Here is a 14,285-nt window from a genome sequence, read left to right on the forward strand (position 1 = left end):
TGAAAGAAAGTCTGGATTGCTTCGTCGCAAGTGCTCCTCGCAATGACGATGGAGAGATTGGCTACGCCTTCGCCAGTGCCGCTTCGAGATCCTCGATCAGATCGTCACGATGCTCGAGGCCGGCCGAGAAGCGGATGAAGCCTTCCGTGATCCCGAGTTCAAGCCGTGCTTCGAGCGGCAGACGCTGATGCGTCGTCGTCGCTGGATGCGTGACGAGGCTCTTTGCATCGCCGAGATTGTTCGAGATACGAGCCACTTTCAGCTCGTTGAGGACGCGGAACGCCGCTGCCTTGCCGCCCTTCACCTCGAAGCCGATCAGCGTCGATCCCGCACGCATCTGCTTCTTCACCGTTGCCGCCTGCGGATGATCCTCGCGGCCCGGATAGATCAGCCGCGAAATCTTCGGATGCTGGGCCAGCACGTCTGCGATGGCAGCCGCGGTCTGCGTCTGCCGTTCGACACGGATCGCCAGCGTCTCCAGTCCCTTCACCAGCGTCCACGCATTGAACGGTGAGATCGAGGGGCCGGTCTGGCGCAGATAGTTGTGAATATGCTCGTCGATGAAGTCCTTCGACGACAGGATGATGCCGCCGAGGCAGCGGCCCTGTCCGTCGATATGCTTGGTCGCCGAATACACGACGACATCTGCACCGAGCGCGAGCGGGCTCTGCCAGAGCGGCGTCGCGAACACGTTATCGACAATCAGTCGCGCACCGCCGGCATGGGCGATGTCAGCGATGGCTGATACGTCGAGCACGTCGAGCGTCGGATTGGTCGGACTTTCCAGGAACAGCGACTTGGTGTTCGGGCGCATTGCCTTCTGCCACTGGTCGAGGTCGAGGCCGTCGACGAGGGTGAACTCGATGCCATAGCGCGGCAGCAGCTCTTCGATGACGTAGCGACAGGAGCCGAACAGTGCCTTGGCGGCGACGACGTGATCGCCCATGCGCAGCGGCGCGAGAATGGCGGTGGTCACGGCGGCCATGCCGGTGGCCGTCGAGCGTGCGGCCTCCGCACCTTCGAGGTCGATCATGCGGCTCTCGAACATCGACGTATTCGGATTCGAAAAGCGCGAATAGATGAAACCGGGATCTTCGCCCTTGAACCGCGCCTCGCAGGCTTCAGCGGTCTCGTAGATGAAGCCCTGCGTGAGGAAGAGGGCTTCGGACGTCTCGTTGAATTGCGAGCGCAGCGCGCCCGAATGAACGAGCCGGGTTTCGGGGCGATAGGACTTCGTAGACATGTGACCTCCAACGTACCCGCGTAATACGGGCACAAAAAACCGGCCTGGACGGACGTCCTCAGGCCGGGATCGCATGCTGGAAGGACATGTGTCCCCGGCCTGTTTAGCGACTTATTTTACGTGGCTGCAAGCCGGCCGGCTCAAATCACCACGGGATAACGATGTGCATATTCCCGCTTGCCCTTTTCGTCAAGGCGGGGCTGAGATAACCGATAAAGTCGCTATTTTTCAGTGTATTCTCGCTGAAGGACGACCGAAGGACGAGACCTGTGCCGTTTACGCTTGCCCCCGATGCCGATGGAATTCTGCCCGACCGCATGATTGCTGCGATGGCCGATGCCGGCCTGATCCTGCCGGAATATCCCTTCGTCGAGAGCCAGATTCAGCCCGCCAGCCTGGATCTGCGGCTTGGCTCCATCGCCTATCGCGTGCGCGCCAGCTTCCTGCCGGGGCCGAATTCGACGGTCGCCGAACGCATCGACGAGTTGAAGCTGCACGAGATCGACCTGTCGGACGGTGCGGTGCTCGAAACCAACTGCGTCTACATCGTGCCGTTGATCGAGAGCCTGGCGCTGCCGCCGAACATCTTCGCGGCCGCCAATCCGAAGAGCTCCACGGGGCGCCTCGACGTGTTCACGCGGGTGATCGCTGATGGCACCAGGCGGTTCGATGTGATCGGTGCGGGCTATCACGGGCCGCTTTATGCCGAGATCAGCCCGAAGACATTCCCGGTATTGCTGCGCGAAGGCTCGCGCCTGTCGCAGGTCCGTTTCCGTGTCGGCGATGCCGTGCTCGATACGGAAGCGCTGGAAGAGCTTCACGCGCAAGAGCCGCTGGTCGACAGCGACACGGCCGATCTCAACAATGGCCTCGCACTGTCGGTCGATCTGTCGGGCGAGAACGCCTCGGGCTTCGTCGGCTACCGCGCCAAGCGTCATACCGGCGTGGTCGATATCGATCGTCGCGGTGGCTACAGCGTCAATGAATTCTGGGAGCCGATCTCGGCGCGCAAGGACGGCGCGCTGATCCTCGATCCCGGCGAGTTCTACATTCTCGCCTCCAAGGAAGCCGTGCAGGTGCCGCCGGACTACGCCGCCGAAATGGTGCCGTTCGATCCGCTGGTCGGCGAATTCCGCGTCCACTATGCCGGCTTCTTCGATCCCGGTTTCGGTCATGATGGCGCCGGCGGCAAGGGCTCGCGCGCCGTGCTGGAAGTGCGCTCGCGCGAAGTTCCGTTCATTCTCGAACACGGCCAGATCGTTGGTCGTCTCGTCTATGAGCGTATGCTGGATCGTCCGGATGCCCTCTACGGCCAGCGCATCGGTTCGAATTATCAGGGCCAGAGCCTGAAGCTGTCGAAGCACTTCAAGGTCTGACACGCACCGCCGGTCATCGTGGCCGAGAAAGAAAAAAGGCCCGCATTGCTGCGGGCCTAAGTTTTTTCTGGAGACGAAGTAGACGATAGATCGTCAGGCTTACTGAACGAAGCCTGCGCCGAAGTTGCCCAGATTGAAGCGATAGTTCAGGCCGGCCTTGATCGTGTGCTCGTCGTTCTTGAAACCGCCAACGGCGAGGGTCGGCGTGATGAAGTTGACGTTGCCGAAGTCGTAATACTGGTACTCGACCTTGCCCGACCAGTTCTGGGTGAACAGGTATTCGAGACCGCCGCCAACCGTGTAGCCATCGCGGCCGCCGTCGCCGGCAAAGCCGTTGGTGAAGCGCGAGTCAGCCCATGCGTAACCGCCCTTCACGTAGAGCAGTGCTGGACCCCAAGTGTAACCAACACGACCGGTGACCGAACCGAGGCCGCGATTGTCGAAGTTGCTGCTGGTGGAGAGGAAGCTGTAATTGGCTTCGAGACCGAACACCCAGTTCGGCGCGAACTGGTAGTCGTAACCACCCTGCACACCGCCCATGAACGTGCCGTCATTGCTGCCGCCGAGCAGGTTGTTGTCGTTGCCCGGGAACGCGCCGCCGATGTGACCGCCGATGTAGAAACCGGTCCAGTTGTAGATCGGAGCAGCCGGAGCATAGGCCGGAGCCTTGGTGTAAGGGCGCGCAGCCAGGTCAGCAGCGGACGCCGGAGCGGCCAAAGCGACGAGGGCCAGAGCAGCGGTAGACAGTAGAAGCTTCTTCATCAGGTGTTCCTTCTCAATCCCGACGGGGGATGACGAAAGGCAACCTAGACTATTACGCAGTGATTGCTGTCACACGCGTGCAACAGCGCTTCAAACGAAAAAGGCAGCTTTGGCGACCGCGTCGCGCTTAAGACACAGCATTGCCCAAATTGATTCAGGAACTTTTCACGATGTGCGATTTTGCTTTAATCACGTTCGGATTGAGGCGCTGGAACACGACAACCGTTGATCAGCCACGGTAACGCAGCGCTTCAACCAGCGCCGCGAATGCAGATGTCGGCTGTCGGCGGCTCGGATAATAAAGGTGATAACCCGAGAACGGTTGGCACCAATCGTCAAGCACTTGAACAAGCCGGCCTGAGGCAATGTGATCGCGCACGCGATCCTCCGGCAAATAGGCCAGCCCCAGTCCGTTCAGCACCGCCTTGTGGCGCAGCGACATGTTGTTGAACACGATCTGGCCATCGACGCGCACTTTCAAGGCGCGCCCGCGCTTCTCGAACTCCCACGCATAGAGGCCGCCCATGGTCGGCAGACGGATATTGATGCAGTCATGCGCGGTGAGGTCCTGCGGGCGTTTCGGCAGCGGTCGTTTGGCGAAATAGGACGGTGCGCCGACCACGACCATGCGAAAGTCCGGCCCGATACGGACGGCGATCATGTCTTTTGCGACCTGTTCGCCCAGGCGAACGCCCGCGTCGTAGCGTTCCGCAACGATATCGATGAGGCCGTAATCGACGACGAGTTCGGCCTTGATGTCGGGATAGCGCGGCAGCAGCTTGGCAAGCGCAGGCCAGATGATCGTTTCGGCGGAATGCTCACCGGTGGTGATGCGGATGGTGCCGGCCGGCTTCTCGCGCAGCTCCGTGACCGCCGCGAGTTCGGCGTCGATCTCTTCCAGCTTCGGACCGATGGTCCGGATCAGGCGTTCGCCAGCCTCGGTTGGTGCCACGCTGCGGGTCGTTCGGGTGAGGAGCCGCAGTCCAAGCCGCTCCTCAAGACCGCGAATGGTGTGGCTGAGCGCGGATTGCGAGACGCCGAGTTTGGCGGCTGCACGCGTGAAGCTCGCCTCCTTCGCGACGGCGAAGAAAGCGAGGAGGTCGTCGATTGTCTGGCGGGCCATTCATGAATCCGGCTGATAAGTGCGTGCAGATTATATCATCTAGTCTCATGGGCGCTCGATCTCCAGATGTCGCAGGTCGGCGGCAACATCCCACCAGTACGGGAGCCGCTCATTGGCCGGATGGCACAGGAGATTTGACATGAAGACACGCATACTCGGACGCAATGGACTGGACGTCTCGGCCATCGGGCTCGGCTGTATGGGGATGAGTTTCGGCTATGGGCCTCCGGCCGACACAACGGAAATGACCGCACTGATCCGCGCGGCGGTCGAACGCGGGGTCACGTTCTTCGACACCGCCGAAGTTTATGGTCCGTTCACCAATGAAGAACTCGTCGGCGCGGCGCTCGCGCCGGTTCGCGATCAGGTCGTCATCGCCACCAAATTTGGCTTCAGGCTCGATCCCGTGACCGGTCAGCAGATTGGTCTCGACAGCCGACCCGCGCATATTCGCGAGGTCGCCGAAGCATCGCTCACGCGGTTGAAGATCGATGCCATTGATCTGTTCTACCAGCACCGCGTCGATCCCGACGTGCCGATCGAGGATGTTGCCGGCGCGGTGAAGGACCTGATCACTGAGGGCAAGGTCAAGCATTTCGGCCTGTCCGAGCCGGGCGTGACGACAATTCGCCGCGCCCATGCCGTGCAGCCGATTACTGCGATCCAGAGCGAGTATTCGTTATGGACGCGCAGTCCCGAAAAGGAAGTGCTGCCGACGCTCGAAGAACTCGGGATTGGCTTCGTGCCCTACAGCCCGCTCGGCAAGGGCTTTCTCACGGGCGCCATGAACGAGAGCACGACGCTCGACAGCGGAGACTTCCGCAATATCCTCCCGCGCTTCACGCCCGAAGCGCGCAAGGCCAATCAGTCGCTGGTCGATCTGCTCGGCGAAATCGCCGGACGGAAGCAGGCGACGCCGGCCCAGATCGCGCTGGCGTGGCTGCTGGCCCAGAAGCCGTGGATCGTGCCGATCCCGGGCACCACGAAACTGCATCGGCTTGAGGAAAATCTCGGTGCAGCAGACGTTGAGCTGACAGCCGACGATCTGCGGGATATCGAGAGCGCTGCTGCGAAGATCACCGTTCAGGGCAACCGATATCCGGACAGGTTGGAAGCGATGACGGGGCGATAGCCCGAAAGTCACGGCTGCTTAGATCTCGCGCCGCTGCCACAGTGCCGTGAGGCCTTCGCGATAGGTCGGAAATGCGAGCTTCACGCCGAGCTCGCGTTTCAGCCGCGCATTCGAGATGCGGTTGTTGCTGGCATAGAAGCTGCGCGCCATCAGGCTCATCTCGGCGGTTGCGAAGTCCTGCTCGGGCGGCGGCGCGATTCCCATCAGCGCTGCGGCGAATGTCACGACGTCCTGCGGCGGCGCCGGCTCGTCGTCGCACAGATTCCAGATGCCGATCTGCGGATATTCGAATGCAGCCGCGATGGCAGCCGCGATGTCATCCACATGAATGCGATTGAACACCTGGCCCGGTTTGACGATGCGATGGGCCTTGCCGGCTTTGAGATTTTCCAGCGCATTGCGGCCAGGGCCGTAGATGCCAGCGATGCGCAGAATTGTCGTGCGATCGCCGGCCAGAGCGCGCCAGCGCTCTTCGGCATCGATGCGTGCCCTGCGCCGACCCTCGCCGGAGACCGGGGCGGTTTCGTCGATCCAGGCGCCCTGATGATCGCCGTAAACCCCGACGCTGGAGAGATAGACAATGCGCTGGATGCCGCTGGCCGCGATCACAGAGCCGAAGGTCAGCAGCACGGGATCGCCATCTGCGCCGGGCGGGACCGAGACGAGCAGCGTATCGGCGCTCGCTAGGCGATCACCGATGCCGGGATCGGTGACATCCGGGTTGAAGACCAGCGTCTCGATATCCCGAGCAGCCGACTTGCCGGCCGTGCGGATGGTGCCGGCAATCCCGGTGAATTGACCGCCATGCTGGGCGATGAACCGGTTTGCGCTGTAGCCGAGCCCGAAGACGAAAAGACGCACGTTCATTCCATTTCTGCATGAATTCGGGCGCGCCGGCCCATTTCAAGGTCATCATTCGGGCTGCAGAGCGCGTCGGTCAAGTGCGCGACACCGTCATCTTTTGTGCTACTGCTCTGCTACGAGACCGGCGCGAATGCCGGCAGATTTGGGAAGGACAAGGCGATGGCCACCACGCTGGCAGCAGACGCATATGCGCCGCGCTACATCAAACTGAATGCGCGCGACAACGTCGCCATCATCGTCAATGATTTCGGCCTGCCCGCGGGCACCATGATGACCGGCGGCCTGGAGCTGCGTAACTTCGTGCCGCAGGGGCACAAGGTGGCGCTGGAAGATATCGCAAAGGATGCGCCGATCATCCGCTACGGCGAGATCATCGGCTATGCACTGGATATGATTTCGGCCGGCGAATGGGTCGAGGAGGCGCGCATCCACATGCCCGATGCGCCGGATCTCGATAGCCTTGAGATTGCCAATGCCGTTCCGCAACCCCAGCCGCCGCTGAAGGACTACACATTCGAAGGTTTTCGCAATCGCGACGGCTCCGTCGGCGTGAAGAATATTCTCGCCATCAGCACCTCGGTGCAATGCGTCGCCGGCACGCTCGAATTCGCGCTGAAGCGGATCAAGGCGGAATTGCTGCCGCGCTATCCGAATGTCGATGACGTCGTCGCTGTCACCCACGGCTATGGCTGTGGTGTCGCGATCAATGCGCCGGATGCCTATATCCCGATCCGCACACTGCAGAACATCGCGCGCAATCCGAATTTCGGCGGCGAGGTGATGGTGGTCGGCCTTGGCTGCGAGAAGCTCGCACCGGAGCGTTTGCTGCCGAAGGACGATCCCGGCAGCATGATGCGCCTTCAGGATGAGAGCAATCAGAGCTTTGGCGACATGGTGGATACGATCATCACCATGGCCGAGGCGCGGCTGAAAATCCTGAACCAGCGCAAGCGTGAGACCTGCCCGGCCTCCGATCTCGTAATCGGCCTGCAATGCGGCGGCAGCGACGCGTTTTCCGGCGTGACCGCCAATCCGGCGCTCGGCTTCGCCAGTGATCTGCTGGTGCGCGCCGGCGCAACGGTGATGTTCTCCGAAGTCACCGAAGTCCGTGACGCCATCGAATTGTTGACACGCCGTGCCGTCAACGAGGATGTCGGCCGCGCCCTGATACGTGAGATGGACTGGTACGACTCCTATCTGGCACGCGGCGGCGCCGATCGCAGCGCCAATACGACGCCCGGCAACAAGAAGGGCGGCCTCGCCAATATCGTCGAAAAGTCATTGGGCTCGATCGTCAAGTCCGGTTCGAGCGCGATCAGCGGCGTCATTGGTCCGGGCGAACGCGCGACGACGAAGGGACTGCTGTTTGCAGCAACGCCGGCGAGCGATTTCGTCTGCGGCACGCTGCAACTCGCCGCTGGCATGCAGATACAGATCTTCACCACGGGACGTGGCACGCCCTATGGGCTGGCGCAGGCGCCGGTCATCAAAGTCTCGACGCGCACCGAACTGGCGAAACGCTGGTCGGACCTCATCGATTTCGACGCCGGCCGCATTGCGTCAGGCGAGATGACCATCGAGGAAGCCGGCTGGGAGCTGTTCCAGCTGATCCTCGACGTCGCCAGCGGCCGCAAGCAGGTCTGGGCCGACAAATGGGGCCTGCACAACGATCTGGTACTGTTCAACCCCGCGCCGGTGACGTGAAGAATTTCAAGTGGGATAGGCGTAGTAATAAAAACTCGTCATGCCCGGCCTCGTGCCGGGCATCCACGTCTCGGCCATAAACTCTGGAAAATGTGGATGGCCGGGACATCAAGTGAAGCCCTCGCTTCGCGCTGCCCGGCCATGACGGAGCTTCGTCAGGTCTCTGGTATCACTTCAACGCTGCCGCCTTCGCGCCCGATGACGTCACGCGCCAGATCGTATTGCCGACATCGTCGGCTACCAGCAATGCGCCCTTGCTGTCGATGCGCACGCCCACCGGGCGTCCCTGCGCTTCACCGCTGTCACTGAGGAAGCCGGTGAGCACGTCCTGCGGCTTGCCCGAGGGCTTGCCGTCGGTGAAGGGCACGAAGATCACCTTGTAGCCGCTTTGCGGGCGTCGATTCCACGAGCCGTGCTGGCCGATGAAAGCGCCGTTCTTCATGCTGGCGGGGAAGAGATCGCCGGTGTTGAAGGTCAGGCCGAGCGACGCGGTATGCGCGCCGAGCGCGTAGTCCGGCGCGATGGCTTTGGCCACCATATCAGGGCGCGGCGGCTGCACGCGGACGTCCACGTGTTGGCCGTAATAGCTGTAGGGCCAACCATAGAAACCGCCATCCTTCACCGAGGTCATATAGTCCGGCACGAGGTCGCTGCCGATCTCGTCGCGCTCGTTGACGGTGACCCAGAGCGCGCCGCTCTGCGGCTGCCACGACGGGCCGTTGGGGTTGCGCAGACCGGATGCGAAGACGCGTGAGGCGCCGGTCGCGCGGTCGATCTCGATCACCGCGGCGCGGTCCTTCTCGGCGTCCATGCCGTTCTCACCGACATTGCTGTTGGAGCCGACGGTTGCATAGAGTTTCGTGCCGTCGGGGCTCGCTGTGAGATCCTTGGTCCAGTGGTGATTGATCGGGCCGCCGGGCAGGTCAGCGACCTTCACGGCTGGCGTCGTGATCCTGGTATCATTGGTCCTGTAGGGAAACTTCACCACAGCATCGGCATTGGCGACAAAGAATTCATCGCCCACCAGCACCATGCCGAAGGGTGAGTTGAGCCCTTCGAGAAACGCTGTCCTGGTCTCGGCGACACCGTCGCCATCCGCGTCGCGCAACAGCGAAATACGATTTGCCGTCGGCGTACCCGCGCCGGCATGGCTCATCACCAGTTTCATTACCCAGCCCTTGATGCCCTTGCCGTCTTCCGGCTTCGGCGGCGCATTGCTTTCTGCCACCAGCACGTCGCCGTTGGGCAACACATAGACTGTGCGTGGATGATCGAGCCCGCGCGCAAAAGCGTTGACCGTCATGCCGTCCGCAGCCTTCGGCTTGGCACCCTCTGGCCAGCCGACCGCCTTCGAGACATTGACCGTCGGGATCAGCGACTTGTTGGGCTCGACAAGCTTCGGCGACGGTCCGAAATCCTCGCCTGACGCGATGGTGGATTGTTCGTTGCATCCGGCCAGTGGCAGCGCCAGAGCGACGAGGCAGGCCGAAAGCAGGAATTTCTGGCGCATGGAATGTCCTTGTGGCTGAGAACATAAAATGCGCGCGATGCAGGAACGTTCGACCTCCCTGCATGAATTTCATGTGAAGCCGGGGTGATGCGCGGCTATGGTCCTTCCCAATAATCAGGAAGAAACGATGACCGGACCGACAAATACGAGCGACGAAGGCACATGGACGCGCTGGCGCAGCGTTGCCGATCTCTATCACGCCTATTTCACCGGCCTGATCCTGACCACGGTCACGCGCCGCGGCACGGCAGACGCCGCCGAGTTCATGTTTCGGATCTTCCGCCGGCAGCAGCAGGAGCGCTTTCTGCCGGGACTCGTGAAGCTCGGTCTGTCCGGCCTGCCACCCGCGGTCGCTGCGGCCCAGTATCACTATCTCTCGAACTGGATCGGCGGCGTGTCGGTCGAGTACATGGTTGAGAGCGACCGCAAGGCCTGGATTCGCTATCCGCCGCCGCGCTGGATCTGGCGCGGCACCGCGATCTGCGGCGTGCCCGGTGAAGTCTCCCGCGCGATGCTGCGCGGCTGGCACGCCAACAATGGCGTTTCGCTCGGCAATCCCCGCATGGGTTTCGTCTGTACCAAGCAGAGCGTCGATGGCCAGGATGGGCTCGAAGGCTATTACTGCGAATACGACCATGATTTGGATATCGATCAGCGTCTGGTGTTCGCGCGCCATCTGGAAGCGCCGCTGTTCGATCCCGCCAAGGCACCCGCGTTGCCGGTGGATAGCTGGCCAAAAGCCCGGCTGGAGAAGGCCTATCGCAACTACGCCATGGAATATGTACGGACCGCAGCGCCTGTGGCGGTTCAACTATTCGGCCCGGTCGATGCCGACTATTTGCTGCATCTCACCGGCAAGCTGATCGGCATGCAGTATTTCGACGAGGTCTCTGCCGGCTTCGGCTTGCAGCGCGGCGACGCCAGGGCCTTTGCGGAATTCCTCGGCGTTCTGTTCGCAGCGCAGGACGACGTCGTGGAGATCAGCAAGTCTGAGGGCCAGTTCGAGATCCGGCAGCAGAGCTGGAAACTGATGGATGGCGTCGCCGACAACAATGCCGCCTGCGCGAGGGCCTTGCAGGGGTTGGTCGAGGGCCTCGCCGCCGGATGCGGTCGCAATATACCCATCGCGATGACGCCGGCACGAGGTGGTGCGCTGCCGTTCATCTGGTCGATCGGCTAGCGCCTCGACCCCTTGATACTGCAGTGCAAATCGAGCATCCCCCATGCGTGCGTCGCGCATGGCATTGTCCGTGATCGGTGCTAGGAACGGGGTGTCCGGCAGGCAAGACCGGAAGCTCAGGGAGAATGCATGTCCGACGCTGTCGTCGCCGAACCCCGATTGGTCGATGCCGACAAGCAGCCGCTTCCGAGCCTGAAGGCGCCGGCCAAAAACGCCCTGCTGGATCATCCCATTCTGCCGACCATCCTGCGGCTGGCCTGGCCCAATGTCGTTGCGCTGACGGCAGGCGCCGTCGTCGTTATTTTCGAGACCACCTATGTCGGCCGGCTCGGCACCGAAGCATTGGCGGCGATGGCGCTGGTGTTTCCCTTCGTGATGCTGACCATGACCATGTCCGGCGGCGCCATGGGCGGTGGCGTGTCCTCGGCCATCGCACGCGCGCTCGGCGCCGGCGACCGCGCGCGCGCCGATACGCTGGCGGGCCACGCGCTGCTGATCGCCATCTGCTTCGGCCTCACCTTCACGGTCGGCATGCTGACCTTCGGCTCCTTGCTGCTGCAACTGCTTGGTGGCCGCGGCAATGTGCTGAGCCAGGCGCAGGGCTACATCACCGTCTTCTTCGCTGGTGGCGTGATCCCGTGGCTGCTGAATACCTTCGCGGCGATCCTGCGCGGCACCGGCAACATGAAGATGCCCTCCGCCATGCAGATGGCGGGGGCCGCCTTGCAGGTGGTTCTCGGTGGCGTGCTGGGCCTCGGCTTCGGTCCGATCCCGCAATTCGGCATGCCCGGCGTCGCGGCGGGCACGCTGATTGCGTTCACGATCGGCACAGGCGTCATGGGCTGGTATGTCTTTTCCGGTCGTGCGCGAGTCCGGCCTCAGATCAAGGGCTTCCGCATTCAGCGCGGGATGTTCTTCGATATTCTGAAAGTGGGTGCCATCGCCTGTTTCAATCCGCTACAGGGCGTTCTGACTCTCCTGATTTTCACCCATATGCTGGCGCAATACGGCACCGCGGTGCTGGCCGGCTACGGCATCGGTGCGCGGCTCGAATTCATGCTGAGCACGCTGGCTTTCGCGGTGGGTATCGCCTCGGTGCCGATTGTCGGCATGGCAATCGGCGCTGGCCGCATCGCGCGTGCGCGCCGCGTGACCTGGACTGGCAGCGTGATCGCCTTCGGTGTTGTCGGTCTGCTCGGCACACTGATCGCGATCTTCCCCGATGCCTGGGTCAATATGTTCACCAATGATGCCGGTGTGCGTGCGGCAAGCCGGACCTATCTGGCCACCTGTGCGCCAATGTATGCCTTTCTGGGGCTGTCCACGGTGGCCTATTTTGCCTCGCAGGGCGCCGCCAAGGTACTCGGCCCGGTGCTAGCGCAAACCGCGCGGCTGGTCTTCGTCAGCGTTGGAGGCTGGTGGCTGCTGTCGATCGATGCCTCGGCCACAAGCTTTTTCTGGCTCGCGGCGGCGTCCATGGTGCTGCTCGGCGTGCTGTCGGCGCTCAGCGTACTGCTGACGTCGTGGGGACCGAAGGCTGGCCCCGTGCCCGAGATTCGGCCGGAGCTCGTCTGAGCAGTTTCTAGCCGACGCGCGTCGCAGTAAATTCCACATCGCGCCGCCACGTCGCGCCGTCGTCATGCGAGGTCTCGCCGCGCCATAGAAACGAGCGCGGCGTGATCTGCGAGAAGCTCCAGCGGATCGGGCGTCCGTCATTGTCGCGGCCGAGTTGGATGATGTCGTCGCCCTGCTTGCGGCCGGTCATGGTGAGGAAATTCTGCATCACCGGATCGGTCCACTGTATCTGCCACGCATCGATGCGCGGATCGTAGATCCGCAGCGTGCTTCCATACGAGTAGGCATTCGCTGCGGCGTCGCCGTCGCGCAACTGGCCGCGCGGCGGCACGATCCAGACATCCTGGATGGCGCGGCCTTCCAGCACCCAGCCGAAATGCCATTCACCCTTGCGCCGTCGCTCTTTGCCGTCCGGCATATACCTGACCACATCGAGATCCCAGGCGCCGATCAGCCAGCCATAGAGATCCATCTGGCCGATGCGATCCGGGGCAGCACCGTCCGCTGCGAGCGCATCGAGAAACGATGCAGTCATCGCGCCACTTTCCCGAATTGGGTCTGCATCGCTGCAAGGCCCAGATCCATCTGGCTGCTCATATAAGGCGCGATTTCATTCGGCAGCACGTCGGCCGTCCAGACAAACCGGCAGCGGGCGGGTCCATCGGCAAACACCTGCGCTGACGCGCTGTGCTGGCTGATACGTTCGCTGACGATGGCATAGACGAGGCGCTGCCGGTCGTGGTCGCAGGTGACCAGTATTTCGCGTGCGACGGACCCATTGGCGAACGTCACGATACGCGCGTCGCCGTCCAGCTTTGTGTCAGTGACGAAGCCCGGCACCAGCCTTGTGTGCAGCGCGCCGAAGTCGGCCAGTGCGGACCAGACATCGTCTGCCGATGCGCCGAGGAAAATCTCTTTGTGAATCGATGCCATGCTGTGCCTCCCGGTTGATCAGGACGGCAAGTTACTCAGTGCACGGCCAGCCGTTCTTGGAAAATCTTGCGGTCGCCGCGGGAAGCCTGTCGAAATGCGCGGGGCGAGACGCCGGCAGCGCGATGGAAGCTGCGCACGAAATTCGAGAGATCGCCGAATCCGACATCGAAGGCGATGTCGGTGATGGCGCGGTCTTTCTCGACCAACAGGTTTGCGGCCCGCCGCAGCCGCGCGCGCACCAGATACTGGTGCGGTGTCACGCCGAGCACATTCCTGAACAGGCGCAGGAAATGAAACGGACTCAATCCGGCCTGACGGGCGGCCGCATCGAGATCGATCTCCTCGCTGGCATGGGCGTCGATCCACAGCGCGGCCTCGACCGCGCGCCGGCGATCCCGTGCATTGCCGTTCACACGCCTGCGCGGCTCGCCCGAGACGACGTCGACAAAACGCGCCGCAAAAGCATGACCGATCTCATCGAGCCCGAGATCGCTGTGCGCTTCTGCGCTGGCCTGCGCGAGCTCGCCCAGCACCATCAATTCGGCGCGTGGCGCGATGGCGCCCTGCTGCCAGATGTCCCTGGCGTCGCCGACGGTGTCGATCAGCTCAGGCGCGAAGGAGAATGAAAGGCACTCGTCGCCAGAGCCATGATGCTCGTGATGGCAGGTATATTCGTCGCCGGGGTGCCCGATCAGCAGCGCGCCGGCGATGAGTTCGTGCGATTGCCCGCGGCAGCGACAGCCGAAACTGCCCTTGCGAACATAGGAGAGCGAATGGCCGGCGTGCTGTTCGGAAAACGGCTGGTCGTCCGGCCCCGCCGTACAGCGATAGTCCGTGACGGTGATCGCGTTGCTCTGGAACAGTGTTGTTGCCTGCATAGGCT

At 62.5% G+C, this 14,285-nt stretch carries 13 protein-coding genes and 1 riboswitch; of the genes, 5 read left to right on the plus strand and 8 right to left on the minus strand.

Annotated features, from left to right (window positions below; genetic code table 11):
- Positions 1-61: 61 nt before the first annotated feature.
- Positions 62-1,243, minus strand: coding sequence for an O-succinylhomoserine sulfhydrylase (locus tag AB7813_RS22160; protein WP_441228384.1), 1,182 nt, complete (start codon positions 1,241-1,243; stop codon positions 62-64).
- Between the two features lie 82 nt (positions 1,244-1,325).
- A riboswitch (SAM riboswitch) is annotated at positions 1,326-1,405 on the minus strand.
- Between the two features lie 107 nt (positions 1,406-1,512).
- Between AB7813_RS22160 and AB7813_RS22165 the strand changes: the two genes are divergently transcribed.
- The gene (locus tag AB7813_RS22165; RefSeq protein ID WP_441228385.1) at positions 1,513-2,619 is read left to right on the plus strand and encodes a 2'-deoxycytidine 5'-triphosphate deaminase; all 1,107 of its coding nucleotides are present in this window, start codon (positions 1,513-1,515) and stop codon (positions 2,617-2,619) included.
- Positions 2,620-2,718: 99 nt separating this feature from the next.
- Here AB7813_RS22165 and AB7813_RS22170 read toward each other — a convergent pair whose 3' ends face one another.
- Both AB7813_RS22170 and AB7813_RS22175 read right to left on the minus strand, forming a co-directional pair.
- The gene (locus tag AB7813_RS22170) at positions 2,719-3,381 is read right to left on the minus strand and encodes an outer membrane protein (RefSeq protein WP_093758063.1); all 663 of its coding nucleotides are present in this window, start codon (positions 3,379-3,381) and stop codon (positions 2,719-2,721) included.
- A gap of 229 nt (positions 3,382-3,610) precedes the next feature.
- Complete coding sequence (locus AB7813_RS22175) at positions 3,611-4,504, minus strand: LysR family transcriptional regulator (protein WP_089266774.1); 894 nt, start codon at positions 4,502-4,504, stop codon at positions 3,611-3,613.
- Positions 4,505-4,643: 139 nt separating this feature from the next.
- On the opposite strand from AB7813_RS22175, the gene AB7813_RS22180 reads away from it, so the two are divergent.
- Entirely contained in the window at positions 4,644-5,636 is a 993-nt protein-coding gene (locus tag AB7813_RS22180; RefSeq protein WP_441228386.1) for an aldo/keto reductase, read from the plus strand.
- Positions 5,637-5,654: 18 nt separating this feature from the next.
- Here the strand turns inward: AB7813_RS22180 and AB7813_RS22185 are convergent, their stop codons facing one another.
- A complete protein-coding gene (locus tag AB7813_RS22185; protein ID WP_441228985.1) occupies positions 5,655-6,497 on the minus strand; it encodes an NAD-dependent epimerase/dehydratase family protein in 843 nt (280 codons plus the stop codon).
- 162 nt (positions 6,498-6,659) lie between these two features.
- On the opposite strand from AB7813_RS22185, the gene garD reads away from it, so the two are divergent.
- Positions 6,660-8,204 carry a galactarate dehydratase gene (garD, locus tag AB7813_RS22190; protein ID WP_441228387.1) on the plus strand — a complete coding sequence of 515 codons (1,545 nt, stop codon included), beginning with the start codon at positions 6,660-6,662 and terminating at the stop codon, positions 8,202-8,204.
- A 169-nt stretch (positions 8,205-8,373) separates the two neighbouring features.
- On the opposite strand, the gene AB7813_RS22195 is transcribed toward garD, so the two are convergent.
- A complete protein-coding gene (locus AB7813_RS22195; protein ID WP_441228388.1) occupies positions 8,374-9,714 on the minus strand; it encodes a PQQ-dependent sugar dehydrogenase in 1,341 nt (446 codons plus the stop codon).
- Positions 9,715-9,841: 127 nt separating this feature from the next.
- On the opposite strand from AB7813_RS22195, the gene AB7813_RS22200 reads away from it, so the two are divergent.
- Positions 9,842-10,894: a hypothetical protein gene (locus tag AB7813_RS22200; RefSeq protein WP_441228389.1), complete on the plus strand. Its 1,053-nt coding sequence runs from the start codon at positions 9,842-9,844 to the stop codon at positions 10,892-10,894.
- 129 nt (positions 10,895-11,023) lie between these two features.
- Positions 11,024-12,469, plus strand: a complete 1,446-nt coding sequence (locus tag AB7813_RS22205) for an MATE family efflux transporter (protein ID WP_089266778.1) — start codon at positions 11,024-11,026, stop codon at positions 12,467-12,469.
- 7 nt (positions 12,470-12,476) lie between these two features.
- Here AB7813_RS22205 and AB7813_RS22210 read toward each other — a convergent pair whose 3' ends face one another.
- The 3 genes from AB7813_RS22210 to AB7813_RS22220 are packed head-to-tail and all read right to left on the minus strand — an operon-like array spanning position 12,477 to position 14,280.
- Positions 12,477-13,004, minus strand: coding sequence for a hypothetical protein (locus AB7813_RS22210; protein ID WP_439065647.1), 528 nt, complete (start codon positions 13,002-13,004; stop codon positions 12,477-12,479).
- On the minus strand, positions 13,001-13,402 hold the full coding sequence (locus AB7813_RS22215) for an SRPBCC family protein (RefSeq protein WP_089266780.1): 402 nt from the start codon (positions 13,400-13,402) through the stop codon (positions 13,001-13,003). Before AB7813_RS22215 ends, AB7813_RS22210 begins: the two co-directional genes overlap by 4 nt.
- Before the next feature lie 35 nt (positions 13,403-13,437).
- Positions 13,438-14,280: an AraC family transcriptional regulator gene (locus AB7813_RS22220; RefSeq protein WP_089266781.1), complete on the minus strand. Its 843-nt coding sequence runs from the start codon at positions 14,278-14,280 to the stop codon at positions 13,438-13,440.
- Positions 14,281-14,285: the final 5 nt, after the last annotated feature.

The sequence above is a fragment of the Tardiphaga sp. 20_F10_N6_6 genome (assembly GCF_052076045.1).
Classification (GTDB): domain Bacteria; phylum Pseudomonadota; class Alphaproteobacteria; order Rhizobiales; family Xanthobacteraceae; genus Tardiphaga; species Tardiphaga robiniae.

Bases quoted from the DNA above. Each gene is read 5' to 3' on its own strand.
- AB7813_RS22215 (WP_089266780.1), bottom strand. From the start codon at position 13,402: ATGGCATCGATTCACAAAGAGATTTTCCTCGGCGCATCGGCAGACGAT.
- AB7813_RS22210 (WP_439065647.1), bottom strand. From the start codon at position 13,004: ATGACTGCATCGTTTCTCGATGCGCTCGCAGCGGACGGTGCTGCCCCG.
- garD (WP_441228387.1), top strand. From the start codon at position 6,660: ATGGCCACCACGCTGGCAGCAGACGCATATGCGCCGCGCTACATCAAA.
- AB7813_RS22195 (WP_441228388.1), bottom strand. From the start codon at position 9,714: ATGCGCCAGAAATTCCTGCTTTCGGCCTGCCTCGTCGCTCTGGCGCTG.
- AB7813_RS22170 (WP_093758063.1), bottom strand. From the start codon at position 3,381: ATGAAGAAGCTTCTACTGTCTACCGCTGCTCTGGCCCTCGTCGCTTTG.
- AB7813_RS22200 (WP_441228389.1), top strand. From the start codon at position 9,842: ATGACCGGACCGACAAATACGAGCGACGAAGGCACATGGACGCGCTGG.
- AB7813_RS22175 (WP_089266774.1), bottom strand. From the start codon at position 4,504: ATGGCCCGCCAGACAATCGACGACCTCCTCGCTTTCTTCGCCGTCGCG.
- AB7813_RS22205 (WP_089266778.1), top strand. From the start codon at position 11,024: ATGTCCGACGCTGTCGTCGCCGAACCCCGATTGGTCGATGCCGACAAG.
- AB7813_RS22220 (WP_089266781.1), bottom strand. From the start codon at position 14,280: ATGCAGGCAACAACACTGTTCCAGAGCAACGCGATCACCGTCACGGAC.
- AB7813_RS22160 (WP_441228384.1), bottom strand. From the start codon at position 1,243: ATGTCTACGAAGTCCTATCGCCCCGAAACCCGGCTCGTTCATTCGGGC.
- AB7813_RS22180 (WP_441228386.1), top strand. From the start codon at position 4,644: ATGAAGACACGCATACTCGGACGCAATGGACTGGACGTCTCGGCCATC.